This window comes from Monoglobus pectinilyticus (genome assembly GCF_002874775.1).
Taxonomy (GTDB): Bacteria; Bacillota; Clostridia; order Monoglobales; family Monoglobaceae; genus Monoglobus; species Monoglobus pectinilyticus.
This window is the reverse complement of the sequence record NZ_CP020991.1, coordinates 1,178,822-1,201,090: the sequence shown is the minus strand read 5'-3', so window position 1 is coordinate 1,201,090 and position 22,269 is coordinate 1,178,822. Positions and strand designations below refer to the sequence as shown.

Below are 22,269 nucleotides of genomic sequence, written 5' to 3'. Positions count from 1 at the left end.
TATGCTAATTTAATAAATTAACTTTAAAAATTATAATAAGAGGTGAATTTATGCCATTTTCATTAGAGCAGGGAATTTCAATTATAACTGTATTTTTTCAAGGTATTATAAGTTTTTTCTCTCCGTGCACACTTCCGCTAATACCACTTTACATAAGTTATTTGGCAGGAGGAAGCAAATACACCGACAGCGATGGAAAAATAATTTATCCCAGAAAAAAAATATTTATTAATACTATATGTTTTGTATTAGGAATAAGTTTTACCTTTTTTCTGCTGGGCTTTAGTTTTTCTATGCTGGGTCAGTTTTTTAATAAATATAAATATGTTTTTATGATAATAAGCGGATTAATAATGATAATATTCGGATTATACCAATTTGGAATATTTAAACGCCGTAATATTATAGAATCAGAACACCGCCTGCCCTTTAATATCGGAAAGTTTGCCATGAACCCGCTGACCGCGTTTGTTTTAGGTTTCACTTTCAGTTTCGCATGGACGCCGTGTATAGGTCCTGTACTCAGCAGCGTATTATTAATGGTATCGGCTTCCGATTCAAAACTTATCGGCTTTTTACTAATAGGTGTATATACGTTAGGATTTATTATACCATTCCTGCTTGTCGGTCTTTTTACCGGCACTGTACTTGATTTGTTTAAAAGACATCAGAACATAGTAAAATATACCGTTAAAATAGGAGCCGTTTTGTTAATTTTAATGGGAATAATGACAATAACAGGATTCATGAACGGTATTAACAGTTATATAGCATCTGTCACAAATACAAGCAGCTCAGAGAAACAAACCGAAAATAATAATTCTGCTGAAAATAATATAACCTACCAAACACCAAATCCTGAAATAACTCCTGCTCCTACAAAAAAACCTAAAAAGAATACCTCACTGGCTCCTGACTTTGAATTAACTGATCAATATGGGCAAACTCACAAACTGTCCGATTATAAAGGAAAAGTAGTATTTATAAATTTTTGGGCCACATGGTGCGGATATTGTAAAGAAGAAATGCCTGATATAGAAAAATTATATTATGAATATGGAGAAAACAGTCAAGACGTTATTATATTAGGCGCGGCAAATCCGCGTTCAGAAAAATACCCTAATAATTCAGATGTCAGTCAGGAAGAAATTCAAGAGTTTCTTGATGAGTATAACTTAACTTTCCCGGTTCTCATAGATAAAACAGGAGATGTTTTTAAATCGTACAGTATCATGAGTCTTCCTACAACTTTTATAATCAATAGGGACGGAAGCGTTTTTGGATATATACCCGGCGCTATGTCGGCTGATAATATAAAAGATGCTATAAGTAAAGCAATGCAATAAATAAAATTCATAAACTTTACAATATATCTTTGATATGATATAATTCACCATAATATAACAATATATGGAAGTGATAAAATGTTAAAACTACAAAATATAAATTGGACCCTAGAAAACGGAACTCAAATAATTAAAGATATAAATCTTGATATACCTGATGGCAAGCTGATAGTTATAACCGGACCGAACGGCGGCGGAAAAACAACGCTGGCAAAAATTATTGCCGGAATAGAAAAGCCGACTTCAGGAAAAATATTTTTAGATAATACAGATATTTCCGACTATGATATAACTGAACGTGCAAAAGCCGGAATAAGCTATGCTCTGCAGCAGCCTGTCAGGTTTAAAGGCATAACGGTCAAAAATCTGCTTGAACTCGCTTCAGGAAAAGATTTGTCAATAGATGAGCTCTGTGAACTTTTAGGAAAAGTAGGGCTTTGTACTTATGATTATATAGACAGGGAAATTAATTCTTCACTTTCAGGAGGAGAGATAAAAAGAATTGAGATAGCCAGCGTACTGGCAAGAAAAACTAAGCTGACTATTTTTGACGAGCCTGAGGCAGGTATAGATTTATGGAGCTTCACCGGACTTATAAAAGTTTTTGAAGAACTAAAATCAAAACATAAAGGCACGCAGATAATAATTTCACACCAGGAAAGAATTTTGGAAATAGCAGATGAAATTATAGTTATTGCCGACGGACTTGTCAGAACAAGCGGTCAAAAAGATGAGATAATGCCAATATTGCTGGAAAATGAATATGGACAGCACTGTCCTGAAGGAAAGGAGGAAGTGTATAGTGAATAAAATTACTGATGAACTTTTAAAAATTGTTTCAGACTTTACAGGTGAATTTAAAGGCGCGTTCAATATCAGAGAAAACGGTGAGTGTGCAGGAAGACAATCAAGTAAAAATATTCAGATTGAATCCAAAAAAGATGCTCCCGGTCTTATAATAAAAATCGCTGAAAATACAAAAGATGAAACAGTTTATATACCCGCCTGCGTAACGCACGGAAACTTTGACGACTTAGTTTATAATGATTTTTATGTAGGGAAAAATGCTGATGTCACTATAGTTGCCGGATGCGGAGTTCATACTGATACAGAAGAAGACGCAAGACATAATGGTATACACAAGTTTATTCTTGAGGAAAATGCAAAAGTTTTATATCAGGAAAAACATATTGGAACCGGAAAAGGTACAGGAGCTAAGAAAATAGACCCTGTAACCGAATGTGAATTAAAAAAGGGTTCTTCATTAACTATGGATACAATTCAAATAGGAGGAGTGGATAAAACTACCCGTAAGACTACAGCAAGCCTGGGTGAAGATGCAAAACTGATAATCCGTGAAAGAATCATGACTGACGGTGATGAAACAGCTGATACTGATTTTACAGTATCTCTGAACGGGAAAAATTCAGCTGCTGACGTAGTTTCACGTTCTGTAGCAAAAGGAAATTCAAAACAGAGTTATATTTCTAATATAATTGGCAATAATATATCTAAAGGACATACTGAATGTGACGCTATACTTGTTGATAATGGTACAGTTACAGCTTCACCGAGACTGACGGCAAATAACTGTGATTCTGAATTAATTCATGAAGCGGCAATTGGAAAGATAGCGGGAGAACAATTACTTAAACTCAGAACTTTAGGATTAACGGAAGAAGAAGCTGAACAGAAGATAATTCAAGGTTTTATAGGTGAATAATAAACGACCATACTATTATTGTTATTTTTATAATGATTTTAGTATGGTCTTTATAATAATATATAATATATATATTTATAGTTGAAGATGCTGTTGTTGGTACGGTGAGAAATGTAGATAACTTATTTTTATAAACGCTGTAACTTAATTTTAACATGTTGATAAAGTGTTTGTAAACGAATTGAAATATTAACATTTTATACCACAAAAAAGTGGGTTTAATGTTACACACATTTTACCAACATATTACAAATATTACAAATGTGTATAACTTTGATTATATTTATGTAATATTTTATTTAATTTAAATCTAGTGTTTTAAATCTCTTAAATAGTCAATTAATACAACTAACATCCACAGCATTCCAAGGGAACCTAGGATATAGTAAAGGTGTTTTACTAAATATGCAAAGTTTATCATAGAAAACGGCAGGATTATTACAAAAAGTAATATGGATATTATTATTCTTCTTTTTAGAGTTATTATGTTAAAATAAGATAATATTCCATATCCTTCTGATACAGCGGTGGTAAAGATAGACATCATCAGACAGATTGAGTAGATACTTTCGAAATTTTTGTCTATTAAACCTGCAAGTTTTTGCAGAGGAAAGCTTTCATACCAAACAGTGCTGAAATTCATACCGATAGCAAACCAAACCAAGAATATAAGCAGACCGATTATAGAACCTGCTATTGCTGAACTTATAAGTATTGTTTTTCTGTCTTTTACCTCTTTTGTCAGCGGTGACAGTACAGAAGCCGCTGTCAGGGTATTATAGCTTACATAGCACACAGCAAGAAAAATCATATTTCTGCCTGAACCTGATAAAAAGTCTGTTAAAAAAAATGTTGGGGAGTATATTTTAGACAGTATTGAGAAAATTGATATAAAAAGTATAGTTACCGTGATAATAGGAACTAAAATAATATTTATTGCCGCAATACCTTTAATGTCAAAAATAAAAACTATAAAACAAAGTGCAGACAGGATAACAGCCCCTGCAAGTTTTGGGATACCAAAAACGTTTGTAAATATTTCTCCGCATGATGAAAGCATGACAATAAGACCGCATGTCAAGTCGAAAAATATTAATACAAGAAAGAACTTTTGAAGTATCTTAGAGAAACTCAAAGTATGTTTTACATAGTCTGATATAGTATAGAGTTCATACTTCATTGACTTTTTTAATATAGCGTAACAAACAAATATAAATAAAATGGACGCTATACATACACCTGTATAGTCAGTATTTGAACAAAAGTTGAAATATTCACAAATTTCTCTGCCGGAAGCAAATCCGGCTCCAATTATAAGGCCTATATAAACAAAAATAATTTTAAGACAATTCATATTATCACCACTTTGTATAAAGTTAAAATCAATATATTTTGTATGAGCTTTTATAATATAACTATATATAGTGGACATGCTTTTATATGAATAAATATGGGAATTTTTTTAAAAAATATTATTGACAAGCGTAGAAATTTGTGTTATTATTGTATTTGCCTCGTGAAAGAGGCTTTATTTGTGTTAGGAATTTGAGGTGATAATTATGCAAACAAAGATTACATTAGCTTGTACCGAATGTAAGCAAAGAAATTACGATACTACAAAGAATAAGCAGAACTGCCCTGACAGACTTGAGCTTAAAAAATACTGCAGATTTTGTAGAAAACACACTGTCCATAAAGAAACGAAATAATTAGAGGTGTAGAGAAATGGAACAAACCAAACCGAGTTTCTTCAATAGAGTTGCAAAATACTTTAAAGAAGTTAAGTCTGAAATGAAAAAGGTTATCTGGCCTACATTTGCAAAAGTTAGACAGAATACTCTTATTGTTATGCTCTATGTTGTTATAGTTGGTATAGTTATTTGGGGACTTGACGCTCTCTTTACTTGGGGTATGTCACTTATCATTAGTAGATAGCAAAGGTGATTTTTTATGTCAGACAAAAATAAAGCGAAATGGTATGTTGCCCATACATATTCCGGTTATGAGAATAAAGTTATGGACGATATTTTAAAGACCGTAGAGAACAGAGGAATGGAAGATGTTATCCAGGAAGTCCGCGTTCCTATGGAAGAGGTTATCGAAATAAAAGATAACAAAAAGAAAGTCTCAGAACGTAAAGTATTTCCCAGCTATGTTATGATTAAGATGATTATGAATGATGACAGCTGGTATGTGGTTAGAAACTGCCGCGGTGTTACTGGATTTGTAGGACCCGGATCTAAACCGGTAGCTCTCACACAGGAAGAGGTTGAGAGTATGGGACTTGAGCATACAGTGATAAAATTTGACTATAACGTTGGCGACAATATTAGAGTAAAATATGGAGCTCTTGAAGGATTTTTGGGTGTAATCACTGAGATAAATCTTGATAAGAAGAAGGTTAAAGCAACTGTTTCAATGTTTGGAAGAGATACGGATGTTGAACTTGAGTTTAACCAAATAGAATCAATAGCATAAATTTGTTACCCACACGGATTATTCCGTTTATATATACCGAAATTAATCGGTCTGTGGGAGGGGCCTAGTCCCGATAATACCACGCATGTGTACAAGGAGGTGTAAATCACAATGGCACAGAAAGTTACAGGTTATATTAAATTGCAGATTCCTGCAGGAAAAGCTACTCCTGCACCGCCGGTTGGTCCTGCACTTGGACAGCACGGTGTAAATATTATGGATTTTACAAAGCAGTTTAATGAGAAAACAAAAAATGACGCTGGCATGATTATCCCTGTTGTTATAACAGTATATCAGGATAGATCATTCACATTTATTACTAAAACTCCGCCGGCACCGGTTTTAATTAAGAAGGCCTGCGGTCTTGATAAGGCGTCTGGCGTTCCGAACAAAACAAAGGTTGCAGAACTTAAAAAAGCAGATCTTAAAGATATTGCTGAGAAGAAGATGCAGGATCTTAACGCCGCTTCTGTTGAAGCCGCTATGTCAATGATTGCCGGAACAGCTCGTTCTATGGGAATCACTGTTGAAGAGTAATTATTAGTTCCGAATAAGACGGATAAGTTTGGTGGGAGGAATATTATTATTCTGCTGAACCACAATAGGAGGATATAGAATGAAGAAAGGCAAAAAGTATCAAGAAGCCGCTAAGCTTGTTGAAAAGGGTAAACTTTATGACCCTCAGGAAGCTTTAAGCGTTGTTTGTAAAACCGCAACGGCTAAGTTTGATGAGACAATTGAGCTTCATGTTAAGCTCGGTGTTGATTCAAGACATGCTGATCAGCAGGTTAGAGGTGCTGTTGTACTTCCTAATGGTACCGGTAAAAAAGTTAGAGTTCTCGTGTTTGCACGTGACGATAAGGCTGAAGCTGCAAAGGCAGCCGGAGCTGATTATGTCGGTGCTGAAGAACTGGCTCAGAAAATCCAGTCTGAGAATTGGTTTGATTTTGATGTAGTTATTGCAAGCCCTGATATGATGGGTGTTGTTGGTAGAATAGGTAGAGTTCTTGGTCCTAAAGGACTTATGCCTAACCCAAAAGCAGGTACGGTTACTCCTGATGTTGCTAAAGCTGTTGAAGAGGCTAAGGCAGGTAAGATTGAGTATAGACTTGATAAGGCAAACATTATTCATTGTCCTATCGGAAAAGCTTCTTTCGGACCTGAAAAGCTGGGAGCTAACTTTAACGTATTGATGGGAGCTATTATAAAGGCTAAACCGTCTGCTGCTAAAGGTACCTATTTGAAGTCAGTTACTATTGCTTCTACAATGGGTCCAGGAGTTAAAATAGCTGCAAATAAGCTTGAAAACTAATTTATTTTAGGTTGACAAGTTATAGATATTGTGTTAAAATATCGACTTGTCAGAATAATTAATTTGTAAAATTATCTTTTATATTCCGTAGACAGCAGGTGGCAGACGCCATAAATCCTGCCGAGGATGATATGATTATGTATAATTATGTCCCTCGCATGTCTGCGAGGGATTTTTTTACGGAAGGAGGATTTAAAATTGCCAAGTGAGAAAGTTTTAGAAAATAAAAAAGCGATGGTAAAACAGCTGACAGAGAGACTGCAAAATGCACAGGCCGGAGTTTTGGCCGATTATAGAGGTCTTACTGTTGAGCAGGACACAGAACTTCGCCGTAAGCTTCGTGAGGCAAACGTTGAGTATACAGTTTTAAAGAACAGTATTATCCGTTTTGCTGCTAAAGAAGTTGGTCTTGAGGATTTAGACAGCGTTTTAGAAGGTCCTACAGCTATTGCTACAAGTAATGACGACGTTATTTCTCCGGCTAAGGTTCTTTGTGACTTTGCTAAGGGAAATGATTTGCTTGAAATCAAAGCCGGTTTTGTTGAAGGAAAAGTTATTTCAATTGATGAGGTTAAGCAGTATGCTTCAATTCCATCAAAGGAAGTTCTCATTTCAAAGATGATGGGTTCATTGCAGTCACCTATCAGCAAACTTGCTCGTACATTGCAGGCTATCGTTACAGAAGAAGCTGTACCGGGCGGAAAAGCAGAAGAAACAGCAGCACCTGCTGAAGAGGCTCCTGCTGCAGAAGCGGCAGAAACACCTGCCGCAGAGTAGTAAATATTAATTTGTATAAAATAAGCTATTAAATTTAGATAATGGAGGAAAATAAAATGGCAGATATAACAAAAATTCTTGATGAAATAAAAGAACTTACATTAATGGAAGTAAACGATTTGGTAAAGGCTTTAGAAGAAGAATTCGGCGTTAGCGCTGCTGCTCCTGTTATGGTTGCAGGTGCTGCCGGAGCTGCTGAAGGCGGAGCAGAAGAAAAGTCAGAGTTTGACGTAGTTCTTGCTGGAGCAGGCGCCCAGAAGATAAAGGTTATTAAGGTTGTTCGTGAGATTACAGGTCTTGGTCTTGCTGACGCAAAGGCTTTAGTTGACGGAGCTCCTAAGACAATTAAGGAAGCTGTATCTAAGGATGAAGCTGAAGAAATGAAGACAAAGCTCGAAGAAGTTGGAGCACAAATCGAACTTAAATAATTAAAAAATTAAGTTTATACCGCTGTGAAATTAATCACAGCGGTTTTTGTTTGATGAGTTATGGTATAAAAAAATTTATTAACAAAACTTTTAGAAGAAATCATAGTAATAGTAAAAAGGTTAAGGGTCGAAAATATATCATTTAATAAAAAAACATTTATATCAGAATCTCAATTACATGATAATTTGCTATTCATATTTCACCTGCTTGAATTTTGATTTAAAATAATTTTCTACATTTTTATAACTTATATTTTAGTTTTATTCTTAATTTGTTTACCAGATGTATCAACTGGATTTTTATCATTTGTCCATACTATAATAAGTAAACTAACTTTATTTTTAATAATTGCTACTTAAAATTCATAATGTATATACCATCATTTAAATTATTATTTAATAAAAACTTATATTATTATAGAGAAATAAATGTCATACAATAATTATTAAGTTATATTATATAGAAACATATTATTTTATAATCCGTTTCCATCTTCCAAAATTAGAGTAAATGGACCATCATTAATTAATTCTACCTTCATGTCGGCTCCAAAAATTCCGGATTCAACTTTCTTAAATTTCTGTTTTGCATATTCAATAAAATAATTATATATTTTTTCGGCATGAGATGGTGAACCTGCGTTTATAAAACTTGGTCTGTTACCCTTTTTGCAGTCAGCGTATAATGTAAATTGTGAAACAACAAGCAGTTCCCCATCTATCTCTATTGATGATAAATTTGTTTTACCATTACTATCCGGAAATATTCTCAGCTTTGATATTTTATCAACTGCTTTTTCAGCTTTTTCTTTATCGTCGTTATCAGAAATTCCCAAAAGCGCCAAATATCCGTTTTCTATCTTGCCTGTTATCTTATCTTCTACGGATACACTAGCTTTTGATACCCGTTGTAAAACTATTTTCATTTTATTTGCTCCTTCTGTTAATTAAAAAATATACAAAGCCAATTGCATTTTGTGGTTTTAATTACTCTATGTTTTGTATGTTTCTTTATAAGAATATTATCACCCGGAGATAGTTTAAGAATATTTAAATCTCCATCATCGCTCAATATTTCTAATTCTGCATATCCGGTAAGAAGACAAACAAACTCATCCTGATCTTGGTCATACCACCCGGTTGTATGGCCGTCTGATATTATTTTTTCTATTCTAATGTTTGTACTGTTTAATAGAGTATTAACTATTTCATTTTCAAACTTATATGTTGGCCGGTCAAATAAATTTTCTATACTACCAAATCCTCTCATATTAATAGATTATATTTTATACTTTTTTTGTCAATTTGTAAATATATTAAATTAGAGCTTTAATTAATGTTGTAGATTATTAAAGTTTATATACATTATTTTCTGCTTTTTGAGACTACGCACTTAAAGAGGTACCTATCGGAGCTCTTCCGATGTTTGCTGAAAACAATTTTAATATCTTTGAAATTAATTTATTATGGTTTTACATAAGCTATTTCTGTTTTCTGAGACTGAGCACCTAAAGAGGTACCTATCGGTGCTTTACCGATATTTGCTGATATAATCTTAATATATTTATTATTTATTGATTATGATTTTACCTTATAATTCTGTTATCCATGACTGCGCACCTAACGAGGCGTCTGCCGCCGCCCTGCCGATGTTTACTAAAAACATTTTATTTTTACTAATTAATTATATTTAGTAACAATTTTGGTTATACACCTATAATTATTAAATATTATTTATGTAATTAAACATCTAATATAAACAAATTAATAATTATAAAAATAATAATAAAGTTTTTTTAGCAAACATCGGCAGGGCGGCGACAGACGCCTCGTTAGGTGCGCAGTCATGGATAGTAAAATTATTAGGTAAAATTATAAACGATAAGAAAAAATATATAAGAGTGATTTCTAGCGAACATTAGCAGCTCTGTTTTAAATGAATAGTAATAAAAAAAATAATATAATTAAAAAGGAAAACTATAAAAAATAAGATAATTTTCAGCAAACATCGGCAGGGCGGCAGCAGACGCCTCGTTAGGTGCGCAGTCATGGATAACAGAATTATTAGGTAAAATCATAAACGATAAGAAAAAATATATAAGAGTGATTTCGATTTCTAGCGAAAATTATCAGCTCCGTTTTAAATGGATAGTAGTAAAAAAAAAAATGATATAATTAAAACTGAGAACTATAAAAAATAAGATAATTTTCAGCAAACATCGGTAGGGCGGCGGCAGACGCCTCGTTAGGTGCGCAGTCATGGATAACAGAATTATTTAGGTAAAATCATAATCAATAAATAATAAATATATGAGACTGTTTTCTAGTGAAAATTACTAGCTCCATTTTAAATGGATAGGAGTAAAAAGAAAAAATGATATAATTAAAATTGAGAACTATAAAAAAATAAGATAATTTTCAGCAAACATCGGCAGGGCGGCGGCAGACGCCTCGTTAGGTGCGCAGTCATGGATAACAGAATTAATTTAGATAAAGTTATAAAAATATGTTAATATAAAGGTTATATACAATAAAAGAAATTTTATTTAATGTAAGGTAGCTGTTTAATTATTAAACATATTAATAATTATATTTTATTATTTTCAAAAAACAATTAGAAAAAAATAAATTTATAATTTTTAATAATTTAGACTAATATATTAAAACATTATTATAATAAATTTTATATTATATTTTTATATAATACTAAGCCCGTAAGAATAAATTGATTCTTACGGGCTTAAAATAGATTTTAAATCAAAAATTAACCTAGCAGCCTATTATACATATCCTGATATTTCTTTGCCGATTCGTTCCATGAAAAATCTTGTCTCATAGCATTTTTAATTAAATCGGTCCAGGCTTTTTTATCACTGAAAATTTTAATGGCATATCTTAATGTATACATCATATCATGAGCAGTATACGGATAGAAACTAAATCCGTTTCCCTCTCCGGTGAATTCATTATACGGCATAATTGAATCCTTCAATCCCCCGGTTTCACGAACTACAGGAATTGTTCCATATGCAAGTGAAATCATTTGACTGAGACCGCAAGGCTCAAACATTGACGGCATTAGGAATATATCGCATGAAGCATATACTTTGTGTGCCAGCTCATTGCTGAACATTATATTAGCAGACATTTTTTGTGAATTGCACCACGCATTATGTCTAAACAGATTTTCATACTTTGCTTCTCCGGTTCCCACAACAACCAACTGAATATCCATATTCATTAGCTCGCCCATTGCCTCTGCTATTATATCAAAACCTTTTTGGTCAACAAGCCTTGATATGATACCAATCATTACTTTTTCGCCGTCTACGGTCAATCCAAGCTGTTGCTGCAGCTTCATCTTGTTTTCTCTTTTTTTATTTACAACGTTTCTTGCATCATAATTCTCAAATATATATTTGTCCGTTTTAGGATTATAAACATTGTAATCTATACCGTTTAAAATACCATACAAAGACTGTGATCTTGCAGATAATAATCCGTCAAGCTTTTCGCCGCCCATCGGGGTTTGTATTTCTGACGCATATGTCGGACTTACAGTAGTGATATAGTCGGAATAAACTATACCGCCTTTTAGTAAATTCGCACAGCCATGAAACTCCAATTTATCAGCTGTAAAAAAGTCACGGTTAAGTGAGAAGAAATCCGAAACGATGTCAATAGAGTAAATTCCCTGATAGCGCAGGTTATGAATAGTAAATACAGTTTTTATTCCCTGATAAAACGTGTCTTTATTATAATATGCGTTAAGCAGAACAGGCACCATACCGGTCTGCCAGTCATGGCAGTGTATGATATCAGGCTTCCAGTCAAGATGTTTTAATATTTCCAGCGCTGCTTTGTCAAAAAATGCAAATCTTTCGAGGTCGTTCCACTTGTATAGATAAGGGTCGCCGAAATAATATTCGTTGTCGATAAAGTAATATATAACGCCGTCTTTTTCAAGCTCAAATACTCCGCAGTATTTTCTTCTCCATCCGAGCGGTATATATATAAAAAACTTAAACTCCATTTGTTCCAGATATTCATGAGGAATACAGCCGTATTTGGGCATTACAACCCTGATATCATCTCCCAGCTTTCCGAGTGCTGACGGCAGGGAACCAACAACATCTCCTAAGCCGCCTGTCTTTGCAAACGGGGAAACTTCTGATGAAACCATAAATATTTTACTCATTTGAAAACACATCCTTTCACTAAGCTTTTCTTCAGTAACATTAACCGTTTATAAAAAAAGTGAGTTAATAATTACACTATAATTTCTTTACCGATTACCATTGGATATGTATCTTGACCCACAAGTTTCTTACCGCTTCTCAGGATTACACCCTTGTCAAATATGACGTTTTCCAGGAGACAGTTTTCCATTATCTCAGAGTTCTGCATAAGAATGCAGTTTTCAACAGTGGCGCCTTTTGCGACGTGAACACCGCGGAACAAAATACTGTTCTTAACCGTTCCTTCTATCTTACATCCATCCGCTATAAATGAGTTCGTTATTTCTGCGGATTTAGAATATTTAGTTGGAACGGTGTCTTTTATTTTTGTAAAGATAGGATTGTTTGTGTTTAGACCAAACAATTCATCTCGTATATCCTTTTTAAGAAGGTCCAGATTAAAACAGTAATAGGATTGTATACTGTCAATCTTCTTTTTATAGCCGCTGAACTCATATGTAGAAACTTTTAAACCTTTGGAAACAGCCGTAAGCAATATGTCTTTGGAAATTGTATGTCTTCCGTGTGTGACTGCATATTCTACCATATCCATAAGCAATTCGCGTCTGGTTATAAACATATGCATATATGAACAGTCTGTCTTTTGTTTGCTTGGATAAACGTGCATGTCAGTAACAATTTTTTCATCATTGATATCGAGCAAAATATGTTTTTTTACATCTTTAGCGCTCAAATGTTTAGCTTTTGTATAAACCAGTGTAAAATCAGCTTCATTTTTTAAATGTTCTTCAAGAACCATGTCGAAGTCTATATTACAGATTGTATTACAATCAGAAACAAGAATATATTCCTGGTTACTTTTAGCTAAAAATGAAGAAATACCATGTAATATATCCACACCGCCGTGTGTTTCAATACCTGACTCACCGGTGTCTTTCGGCGGCAGTATGTAGAGACCGTCGTCCTTTCTGTCCATATCCCACGCTTTTCCGGTGCCTAAATGGTCGGTAAGCGACTGATAATTAACAGGAGTTGTAATCCCCACTTTTATTATTCCCGAATTTACCATATTTGATAATATGAAATCTATAATTCTGTATCTCCCTCCAACCGGAACAGCGGCAAGAGCTCTAAGACTTGTGAGTTCGCCCATACTGGCTTCCGGGTTTTCAGAAAATATAACGCCCAGCATATCGTTTTTCATCTATATCACCTCTACTAAATTTCTATTTCTACTTTTCTTCATGCACGGATTATACATTTTCTGTAACCATTGAGCATACGCCGATTTCAATCTTGTCTCCTATCTCTATGCCTGGTCCTATCAATGTAATGTCATCGCTGCATATTTTAGTATTATAAAATGATTTGTTTGCGTTATCGGCAGTGCTTCCTATTGTGGCTTCTTCACCTATTACGGCGTCTGAACCAATAATTGATTTATTCACAACAGCGCCCGGTTTAACAGCCGCGCCCGGAAGGATAATAGAGTCTTTAATAACAGCCCCGTCTCCGATAGTTACGCCTTCAAACAAAATGGAATGTTCAACCCGGCCGTAAATTTCACAGCCCTCCGTAGTATAGCTATTCTTAAGAGAACCGTTTTCGCCCACATATTGAGGGGGCTTTACAGGATTTCTGCTGAATATTTTCCATGTATCATCATCCAAATCACAACCCGGCTGGTCATCTAAAAGTTCCATATTAGCTTCCCATAGGCTCTGTATGGTTCCAACGTCTTTCCAGTATCCGTCAAATCTGTGAGCCATAAGCTTTAGTCCGTCATTAAGCATAGCAGGAATAATATTTTTTCCAAAATCGTTTTCTGATTCGGGGTCGTTTTCATCCTCTGTTAAATATTTCTTAAGAACATCCCAAGAGAAACAATAAACTCCCATAGAAGCCAAATTGCTTTTAGGCTCTTTTGGTTTTTCCTCAAATTCAACTATCTGCATATCGTCGCTTGTGTTCATGATACCAAATCTGGGAGCTTCATCCCATGGAACTTCAATAACTGCTATGGTTGCGTCAGCATTTGCCTTTTTGTGCACCGACAGCATTTTATTATAATCCATTTTATAGATATGGTCACCCGACAAAATAATAACATATTTAGGATTAAACTGTTCCATAAACCCTAAATTTTGATATATTGCGTTTGCTGTTCCTTTATACCATTCGCCCTTTTCTGCGGATGTGTATGGAGGAAGAACAAAAACACCTCCGTTAGTACGGTCCAAATCCCAAGGCTGTCCATTTGCAATATATGTGTTCAGCTCAAGGGGCTGATACTGCGTCAGAACTCCCACTGTGTCAATACCCGAATGAGAACAGTTACTGAGCGGAAAATCAATAATTCTATATTTACCGCCAAATGGTACTGCGGGTTTTGCTACATTTTGAGTGAGTATTCCGAGCCGGCTTCCCTGTCCGCCGGCAAGAATCATAGCAACACATTCTTTTAACCTCATTTTATCTCCTCCTATTTTACAATTAACGTTCGCTTTACTTCCAAGAATAAATATAGATTTATTTTTCAGATTTTTCTGTTTCTGCAAGCGCTTTGGTTTTATTTTCTATTGTTTTTATTTCGCTCGTCTGTTTTTTAACTAAGCCTACAACTTTTTCTTTCTTAACCTTTTTAGTTGGAGGCAGCTTTTGTATATAAAGTGCTGTAAGCGCCGGCAAGGTTATATCTATTGAATAATCAAACTCGTCGCATGGTATTTTTTTAGCATGATATGTTTTACTGCCGCTTCCATCCCCACCAAACTTTTTGTCATTACTGTTTAATACAACTTTGTAATCACCGTTTTCAGGTACTCCTATAGTGTAAATAGCGTGGTCTATAGGAGTAAAGTTTATAGCGACCAATATCTCGTCTTTCTTGTCTTTGGAAAGTCTCAGATAAGCGAGAACGCTGTTTTCGCAATCTTGAGCTTTAAGCCACTTAAAACCTTCCCATTCGCCGCCTGAAAGCTCGCGTTCAATTTCAAAGAAGGCAGGATGTTCCTGATAAAAATGTCCTAAAGCTGTGGAATATTCCCACATCTTTTTATGGTTATCATATTCTTCAAGCCCCCAGTCAAGCTGTTCGGCAAAACGCCACTCTATAAACTGACCAAATTCACCGCCCATAAACAATAATTTTTTCCCGGGGTGAGAATACATATAGGCGTATAATAGTCTCAGTTCGCTGAATTTTTCTTCATATGTTCCCCACATCTTGTCAATCAGACTGCGCTTTCCATGAACAACCTCATCGTGTGAAAGTGCAAGAATATAATTTTCAGCAAAAGCGTACATCATCGGAAATGTAAGTTTATAGTGGTTTCCTTTCCTAAAGTATGGGTCGCACTGCATATAGTCAAGAACATCGTGCATCCAGCCCATATTCCATTTAAAGTTAAATCCCAGACCGCCTTTATTCACCGGAGATGTTACTCCTCCCCAAGCGGTTGATTCTTCTGCAATCATCATAACGTTCGGCAGGCGTTCAAATACTGCCATATTCAGTTTTTGAAGGAATTCTATAGCTTCTAGATTCTCTTTTCCGCCGTATTTGTTTGGCAGCCACTCTCCGTCATTGCGGTTATAATCAAGATATAACATGCTGGATACGGCGTCAACTCTCAAGCCGTCGAAATGGAATTCCTGCAGCCAAAATAAGGCGTTGGAAATTAGAAATGACCAAATTTCTGTCTTTGTCCAGTCAAATACTAAGGTGCCCCATTCTTTATGTTCGCCTCTCCTGCTGTCAGGATGTTCAAACAGGCATTCGCCGTCAAATTTGGCAAGGGCAAAGCCGTCTTTCGGAAAATGTGCCGGAACCCAGTCCATTATTACCCCAATATCATTTTGATGGCATTTGTCGATAAAGTATTTGAGTTCTTCAGGTCTTCCAAACCGGCTGTTTGCGCTGTAATAACCTGTAACCTGGTATCCCCATGATGCGTCAAACGGATATTCTGAGAGAGGCATAACCTCAATATGCGTGTAGCCCATCTTTTTCACATACGGAATAAGTTCGTCCGCCATTTCGGTATAAGTTAAATAGCTTCCGTCCTCGTGCGTTTTCCATGATGAAAAGTGCATTTCATAAATGTTTATAGGTTTGTCATAAGGCTCTGTTTTTGTCCGTTTATCTATCCATTTTTTGTCATTCCATTCATAGTCAAGTTCAGTTGTGATAGATGCGTTGGCCGGTCTGACTTCGCTATAGAATGCGTATGGGTCTGATTTAAGAAATATATCTCCGCGGAATGTTTCAATACTATATTTATAGCACTGTCCCGGTTCAATTCCTTCCAAAAAAACTTCCCATATCCCAAAATCCATATGTTTGTACATTCTGCCCTTGTTTCTGTCCCATCCGTTTCCGTCACAAACTACGGATACGCTTTTTGCATGAGGCGCCCAAACAGCAAACAAATAACCGTCTTTTCCGGAAAATGACTTGCCCCTGTGGGCTCCCAGCATACGGTAGGATTCGTAGTTTACTCCCTGGTTAAACAAATACATTGGAGCATCGTCTATATAGGTTCCGGCATCCCTCTTTTTTCCGTTTTTGTAAATGTCAAAATCATTCATAATTGTGTTCTCCTAAAAATTTATTCTGCTCCATATTAAAACAATACTTATAGAATTATTATATATTTTATACAAGTTTATTTTATCATAATTAGAAATTTTTGTCTATTTTAAATGCTCAGAAAGTTGCACAAAATATACTTTTCATTTTTGTACGTATTGATAAATAATATTATTTAATATGAGCAAAAAACGTCATATCTTGTGGTTGGAGAAACTTTTTTTTAACTTTTGCCAAAATCAACAAAAAATTTGAGATTTTAAACAGAAATTTATATTTAATACAGTAAAAATTATTTGACAATTCTGTATCAATAATATTATGACCTAAATTAAAATATGTACAAATAAAAAAATTAATTTCAAATATTTTCAAAATAGTTATAAAAGTTTTTTTAACTCGTCCAAAGTTATTGAATTAAGTTTATCAATCTTTGATTTAAGCAGTTCTTTCCCATCTAAAGCGTCCTTCTGATTTTGAAGAAGCAGGAAGTTTCGTCTGAGTTCATCAAATTCCATGAGCTTAGGCCGGTTCAGTGTTATTCCCAACTCTTCGTCTTTGGAAGTCAGCGAATCGTCATGAAATCGATAAAGATAAAGAGGTTCTGAGAACTCAGTATGCCTTATGGGGAAAATTTCATTTATTCTCATCCAGTAGTCATAATCTTCTATACCAAACCTATCGTCTGAATACTCGCCGATTAAATCCGCAACAGATGCTCTGTACATAAATGCCGCGCCAATAGTATTATTGGCAGTTATATTTAGATTATCCGTTCCGGTTGGAAGTATTACATTGCCGCTCATGGGCGGATACTCATACCAGCCTTTCCCTCTTAATACGTTTCCATTTTTGTCAATCAATTTCATATTTCCGTAAACCATAGCGGCGTCTTTATAATAATCAAGTTCCTGTACCATTTTTTCTATGAATTTCGGAAGCAAAATATTGTCATGGCTTATCCATGTTAAATACTCGCCTTTTGCCATTTTAAAACCTGAATTAAGTGCGGCCGGAAGGAGGCGGTTAGCATTATGAGAAATAACAAATATATTGTTATAATTTTTTGCGTATTCTTCGGCAATACTGCCGCTTTTATCATCTGAACCATCATCGACAATAATTAATTCTATTTTTTTATAGCTCTGTGATATTACTGAATTTATTGCATGTTTTAGGTATTTTTCACCATTATACACAGGTAACACAATTGAGACCAGCCCAGTTTCTCCTAAGTTTTTAAGGTCTCTTACAGAAATATTATAAATATTATTAAATTTGTTTTTATACTCGGAGAAAGTTAAATGATGTATGTCATTATTCTTATTCGCAAATCGAGTCAGCCAATTCAATAAAGCCATTTTTTTCACATTCCTTATAGTATAATTCCAGCTCGTCAGCGTTGCTTTTAATTAATTTTTCAATTTCACATTCTGCTATTTTTATTCTTTCCAACGCATAGCTTTTATCCCAAGCCGCCGGGCTGTATCCATCTTTGTACAGACGGTAAGTGGTAAATATTCCGGCTTTTATGGTCTCTTTTATGTGTTCTTTGGTATAACGGGTTTTATCAACGTCATGATAGACAACTGCTTTTGGCTCTATGCCTATTTTGCAGCCGCAGTTTAATACTTTAAAGCATAGAACGGTTTCCTCTCCTCCTGCATAGTTGTTCCCCACACGCCCATAGCTTTCATCAAAACCGCCGACAGCATTAAATATATTGTGTCTAACTGAAAAGTTAGCCCCGAACGGAAATTCATATTGCTTGTTTATCTCACGGTATTTGGTGTAAGGAACGGTGTATTCACTCCATAAAGTTTCTTTTCCCTCAAGTATAATATTTGGTTTGGGTTCCGGTGTTTTAAGAATTATTTGTCCTCCGATTATTCCGGCATTGCTGTGTGCGTCAAAAGCATTTTTTATTGTTTCAAGCAGACGCGGTTCTGCAATAGCGTCGTCATCAATATAGACAAGGTATTTTCCGTTGGATACTGACGCACCCAAATTTCTTGCATAAGTCAATCCTTTTCGTTCTTCTTTAATTATTTTTATATTGCAGTCATTGTATTCTTCAAAGGTATTGTTAAGTTCCTCGCCGTTGTTTACAATAATAATTTCATATTTCTCCGACGGAAGGGTTTGACCGCAAAGTGACTTTACAGCATTGGCAAGTTTTTTAGGCCGATTGTATGTGCACACAATAACGGATATATCCAGTGGGTATTTGTTATCGGCAATAAGCCGCGGCGGCGTCGTTTTGATGTTACGGCGCTTATAGCTTTTAAGATCGCATATAAGTTTTTTAATCCATAAACGAATATTGATAATTTTTCCGCCGGCGGCGTTTAACAAAGTCATTGTGGGCTTCTTTCTGCGTTTCAAATTATCACCTCACATAAATTTTGCATGGAGCGGATATTAATCCAAAAGTTTGCGGAGGAGCAATTGATTTAATTTCCGCTGCTCCTTCAATATACTCGTAATAAGTGATGGGGAGACTGTTCTTGTTTTCAAGACCTGCCGCTATTGTGTACTTGCCTGAGTTAAGGCGGTTTTCAAAACAAAAATTTATTTGATTGGTTCCGTAATGAAGCGGTTCGTCAGTTTGAAAAACTATCAAATCAAGACCAAATTTGTCTTTTAGCGCTATAGACACGCCAAGACTATCAAGGCTTATATCATCGGAAATATATACATCGACTGTAATCCTAACGTTTTCATGCAGATAAAACTCCACGTTTTTTGGTATAGAAATGTTTTTTATTGCTCCAATATGGCTGCCGTAATGGTTTAAGGCACCGGTGAGTCTCTGTTTTTGACCGTGAGCTTTATTGCCGGGATTTACGCAGCTTTCAATATATTTTGATGTAACAGTTGCAACGTCGCCGTTTGCAATAATTTTACCGTTATCTAACCAAATTGCTCTGGTGCAGAATCTGCGGACTGAATCAATGTCGTGCGAAACATAAAGAATTGTCTTGCCAATTTTCTTAAGCTCCTCAAATTTTTTAAAACATTTTGTTTGAAAACGGTAATCACCGACAGCCAGGGCTTCATCAACTAAAATAATATCTGTATCTAGCCATATCATGGACGCAAAACCCAAACGCACCAGCATTCCGGAAGAGTATGTTCTAACAGGCAATCTGGCAAATTCAGGTGAGATTTCCGCAAAATTCAAAATTTTATCAATATCTCGGGTAATAAAATTTTTACTGAGACCATTAACAGTACCGTTTAAGTATATGTTTTCTATGCCTGTATATTCCGGGTTGAATCCAACGCCGAGCTCCAGCAGGGAGGAAACTGAACCTTTTACTTCGCATGATCCATTGTCATAGCCGGAAATTCCTGATAAGATTTTCAGCAGTGTGGATTTGCCCGAGCCGTTTTTTCCAATGACTCCGACGCATTCTCCGGGTTTGACACAAAAATTTATATCGTTGAGAGCATAAAAAAGTTCTGCAGAGTTAAGTTTTTGAGAACCAAATAAAGAACCAAAAATTTTTTTAAATGGACTTTTGGATTTTATAAATGACTTGTTTAAATTTTCTATCTTGATAATATTCATAAATTTTGTCCTAAGTGTAAAGAATATAATTGTATTTTAAAATTATACTATATTAAAAATTCTCATGCAACACTTGCCAAAAATATATTTTTTAAAAAATTTTAAAAAAAGTGTTGACAAGCATTAAATTCTGTGGTAATATATCATTCGTTGACGCGTTAAAATATTTTAACGGCAGCTGTGCTGGTGTAGCTCAGTTGGTAGAGCAGCTGATTTGTAATCAGCAGGTCGCGGGTTCGAGTCCCATCACCAGCTCCAGAAATTTAATATTAAACCGCTGCTAAAAAGCAGTGGTTTTTTGTTTAATAATCTTTTTTACTCTTCGCCGAATAGATTTATACGGAGACTTTCAAGCTGTTCATAAAGTTCAAAAAAACTGCCGCTTACAGGCGTCCAGCGGTATGCCATAATAATTTCCATTTTTTACTGCTTCAATTATTATATCCATCCCATCAGCTCCGCTGCGGTGAACCTTTAGCGGCATATTCCAAAAATCAGTTTCAAAGAATTTTTTCGTTACTAACTGAGTTTCTTCTTTAGTCAATGTTTTTTCTTGGATTTCATTTGTATTATCAATTTTTGACAAAGTTAAATTATAAACATATTTTACGGTTGAAGTACCGTCAGAATTGAGGTTGATTCTTAAAACATAATTGCCGCTAAAGGTGCCGAAATATGATAGTCGGTAAACTTCTCCATTATTTTGGCGAAGATTATCCTCCCCCAAACTTTTGAGTATGGAAGAGATAGCAGGATCTGAATTTTCACCTATCCCTAAGATTATCATATCAGAAGAAGAACTATCACCAATCCATCTTTCAGTTAGTATTGGATTATAGTTTTGGTCACGTAAATTCTGCATTAATTCTCCCCAATATCCACATGGCACTCTATAGCCTTCTGTTTGATAAAGAGAGTATAAATTAACTAATGAACCTTTTTCAATATTTAATATATTAAATATATCTTCTTTGTTAGAAGTTTTTCTATTATATATATCAGTTATGTTTGTTTGGCTGTCATTATGTTGAGTAACAGCATATCGTATACCATCTACAGATGAATTAGGATCTTCATTCCATATATAAACATCTGCAAGAATATAATTTAACTGAATAGAGTCTTTAGCAACATTCTTAGATGCCGCTTTATCAAAATAGATAATTTCATTATAATATACTTTGTATCCCAAAGCTTCGGCTATAGAACTTAAAGGAATATAAATTTCTCCGTCAATAGTTAATGGCTCATAATCAATCTTTGTTTTTTTGTTATTGACAAAAATCGTATTGCGGTTAACTCCGGCAGTTAAAGTTGTATCATATTCTAAGCCTTTTTGTATAAGCTTAATAGTTTCATCTGTTATTTCATATGAAAAACCGGAATTAAAAATCTTATTACAACAAGAAGCAGGGACATACGTTATACCCGGTTCTATAATAAAAGGCTTTATATCGGTAAATTCAGTTTCAAGACCGTCTTTTATAAAAATCGGTTCTTCTTTTTCTACTGTATCTGCATTTGCGGTATAGCTCCATAAAAAAGTTAAAACGATAGTTAAAGCAAAAATAAAAGCCATTTTTTTCATAATGTGTTCCTCCTAAAAGGATATTCATTTCATACTTATTATACCATACATCATTCCTAATAACAATATAGCAGTATAAATATAAAGCTTTTATTATGTTTGTATAAATTATACAAAATCGTAAATGGCAAATGAGCAAACACGAGATAAAGAGAGAAAATAGCTAAAATAAAGAGTTTGTGTTTAGCTAAATTAATTTTTTGCAAAAAAGTCTTGACAAAATTATGAAACCGTATTATAATAGCTAAGCAAG

The 22,269-nt window shown here is 34.7% G+C and carries 21 protein-coding genes, 1 tRNA gene, 1 pseudogene and 1 other annotated feature; of the genes and pseudogenes, 11 read left to right on the top strand and 12 right to left on the bottom strand.

The features are described 5' to 3' along the window. Positions 1–50: 50 nt before the first annotated feature. The 3 genes from B9O19_RS05365 (at position 51) to B9O19_RS05355 (ending at position 3,069) form a co-directional block, all read left to right on the top strand. Complete coding sequence (locus B9O19_RS05365) at positions 51–1,346, top strand: cytochrome c biogenesis protein/redoxin (RefSeq protein ID WP_102365446.1); 1,296 nt, start codon at positions 51–53, stop codon at positions 1,344–1,346. Between the two features lie 78 nt (positions 1,347–1,424). Beyond that, positions 1,425–2,156: an ABC transporter ATP-binding protein gene (locus tag B9O19_RS05360; protein ID WP_102365445.1), complete on the top strand. Its 732-nt coding sequence runs from the start codon at positions 1,425–1,427 to the stop codon at positions 2,154–2,156. Beyond that, entirely contained in the window at positions 2,149–3,069 is a 921-nt protein-coding gene (locus B9O19_RS05355; protein WP_245863030.1) for a SufB/SufD family protein, read from the top strand. Before B9O19_RS05360 ends, B9O19_RS05355 begins: the two co-directional genes overlap by 8 nt. Before the next feature lie 310 nt (positions 3,070–3,379). Here the strand turns inward: B9O19_RS05355 and B9O19_RS05350 are convergent, their stop codons facing one another. Beyond that, positions 3,380–4,423 (bottom strand): YkvI family membrane protein, encoded by a 1,044-nt coding sequence (locus B9O19_RS05350; protein ID WP_102365443.1) that lies wholly within the window; start codon positions 4,421–4,423, stop codon positions 3,380–3,382. Between the two features lie 205 nt (positions 4,424–4,628). Here B9O19_RS05350 and rpmG point away from each other — a divergent pair, with 205 nt between their 5' ends. The 7 genes from rpmG (at position 4,629) to rplL (ending at position 8,064) form a co-directional block, all read left to right on the top strand. Then, positions 4,629–4,778 carry a 50S ribosomal protein L33 gene (gene rpmG / locus B9O19_RS05345; RefSeq protein WP_102365442.1) on the top strand — a complete coding sequence of 50 codons (150 nt, stop codon included), beginning with the start codon at positions 4,629–4,631 and terminating at the stop codon, positions 4,776–4,778. Between the two features lie 16 nt (positions 4,779–4,794). Further along, entirely contained in the window at positions 4,795–5,004 is a 210-nt protein-coding gene (secE, locus tag B9O19_RS05340; protein WP_102365441.1) for a preprotein translocase subunit SecE, read from the top strand. 15 nt (positions 5,005–5,019) lie between these two features. Beyond that, complete coding sequence (gene nusG, locus B9O19_RS05335; RefSeq protein ID WP_102365440.1) at positions 5,020–5,547, top strand: transcription termination/antitermination protein NusG; 528 nt, start codon at positions 5,020–5,022, stop codon at positions 5,545–5,547. Between the two features lie 111 nt (positions 5,548–5,658). Next, on the top strand, positions 5,659–6,084 hold the full coding sequence (gene rplK / locus B9O19_RS05330; protein ID WP_102365439.1) for a 50S ribosomal protein L11: 426 nt from the start codon (positions 5,659–5,661) through the stop codon (positions 6,082–6,084). A 79-nt stretch (positions 6,085–6,163) separates the two neighbouring features. Then, complete coding sequence (rplA, locus tag B9O19_RS05325; protein ID WP_102365438.1) at positions 6,164–6,859, top strand: 50S ribosomal protein L1; 696 nt, start codon at positions 6,164–6,166, stop codon at positions 6,857–6,859. A gap of 67 nt (positions 6,860–6,926) precedes the next feature. Beyond that, positions 6,927–7,046: a sequence feature (ribosomal protein L10 leader region), on the top strand. A gap of 11 nt (positions 7,047–7,057) precedes the next feature. Continuing rightward, positions 7,058–7,636: a 50S ribosomal protein L10 gene (gene rplJ / locus B9O19_RS05320; protein ID WP_245863028.1), complete on the top strand. Its 579-nt coding sequence runs from the start codon at positions 7,058–7,060 to the stop codon at positions 7,634–7,636. A 56-nt stretch (positions 7,637–7,692) separates the two neighbouring features. Then, a complete protein-coding gene (gene rplL, locus B9O19_RS05315) occupies positions 7,693–8,064 on the top strand; it encodes a 50S ribosomal protein L7/L12 (protein ID WP_330400573.1) in 372 nt (123 codons plus the stop codon). Between the two features lie 476 nt (positions 8,065–8,540). Here the strand turns inward: rplL and dtd are convergent, their stop codons facing one another. The 10 genes and pseudogenes from dtd to B9O19_RS12260 form a co-directional block, all read right to left on the bottom strand. Further along, positions 8,541–8,990: a D-aminoacyl-tRNA deacylase gene (dtd, locus tag B9O19_RS05310; protein ID WP_102365436.1), complete on the bottom strand. Its 450-nt coding sequence runs from the start codon at positions 8,988–8,990 to the stop codon at positions 8,541–8,543. Positions 8,991–9,007: 17 nt separating this feature from the next. Next, complete coding sequence (locus B9O19_RS05305; protein ID WP_102365435.1) at positions 9,008–9,334, bottom strand: cupin domain-containing protein; 327 nt, start codon at positions 9,332–9,334, stop codon at positions 9,008–9,010. A 1,494-nt stretch (positions 9,335–10,828) separates the two neighbouring features. Next, entirely contained in the window at positions 10,829–12,262 is a 1,434-nt protein-coding gene (gene glgA, locus B9O19_RS05300; protein WP_102365434.1) for a glycogen synthase GlgA, read from the bottom strand. 71 nt (positions 12,263–12,333) lie between these two features. Further along, positions 12,334–13,467, bottom strand: coding sequence for a glucose-1-phosphate adenylyltransferase subunit GlgD (glgD, locus tag B9O19_RS05295; RefSeq protein ID WP_102365433.1), 1,134 nt, complete (start codon positions 13,465–13,467; stop codon positions 12,334–12,336). Positions 13,468–13,516: 49 nt separating this feature from the next. Further along, entirely contained in the window at positions 13,517–14,734 is a 1,218-nt protein-coding gene (locus B9O19_RS05290) for a glucose-1-phosphate adenylyltransferase (RefSeq protein ID WP_102365432.1), read from the bottom strand. 58 nt (positions 14,735–14,792) lie between these two features. Continuing rightward, entirely contained in the window at positions 14,793–16,853 is a 2,061-nt protein-coding gene (gene glgB, locus B9O19_RS05285; protein ID WP_102365431.1) for a 1,4-alpha-glucan branching protein GlgB, read from the bottom strand. 381 nt (positions 16,854–17,234) lie between these two features. After that, complete coding sequence (locus B9O19_RS05280) at positions 17,235–18,215, bottom strand: glycosyltransferase family 2 protein (RefSeq protein WP_102365430.1); 981 nt, start codon at positions 18,213–18,215, stop codon at positions 17,235–17,237. Continuing rightward, positions 18,178–19,239 (bottom strand): glycosyltransferase family 2 protein, encoded by a 1,062-nt coding sequence (locus B9O19_RS05275; protein ID WP_102365429.1) that lies wholly within the window; start codon positions 19,237–19,239, stop codon positions 18,178–18,180. Before B9O19_RS05275 ends, B9O19_RS05280 begins: the two co-directional genes overlap by 38 nt. 4 nt (positions 19,240–19,243) lie before the next feature. Continuing rightward, a complete protein-coding gene (locus B9O19_RS12265; protein ID WP_407937703.1) occupies positions 19,244–19,714 on the bottom strand; it encodes a Wzt carbohydrate-binding domain-containing protein in 471 nt (156 codons plus the stop codon). A 201-nt stretch (positions 19,715–19,915) separates the two neighbouring features. Continuing rightward, a pseudogene (locus B9O19_RS12260) lies at positions 19,916–20,362 on the bottom strand (ABC transporter ATP-binding protein); the annotation flags it as partial. A gap of 248 nt (positions 20,363–20,610) precedes the next feature. Here B9O19_RS12260 and B9O19_RS05265 point away from each other — a divergent pair. Next, positions 20,611–20,686 (top strand) — tRNA-Thr (locus B9O19_RS05265). 109 nt (positions 20,687–20,795) lie between these two features. On the opposite strand, the gene B9O19_RS05260 is transcribed toward B9O19_RS05265, so the two are convergent. Next, positions 20,796–22,016 (bottom strand): copper amine oxidase N-terminal domain-containing protein, encoded by a 1,221-nt coding sequence (locus B9O19_RS05260; RefSeq protein WP_102365427.1) that lies wholly within the window; start codon positions 22,014–22,016, stop codon positions 20,796–20,798. Positions 22,017–22,269 lie beyond the last annotated feature (253 nt).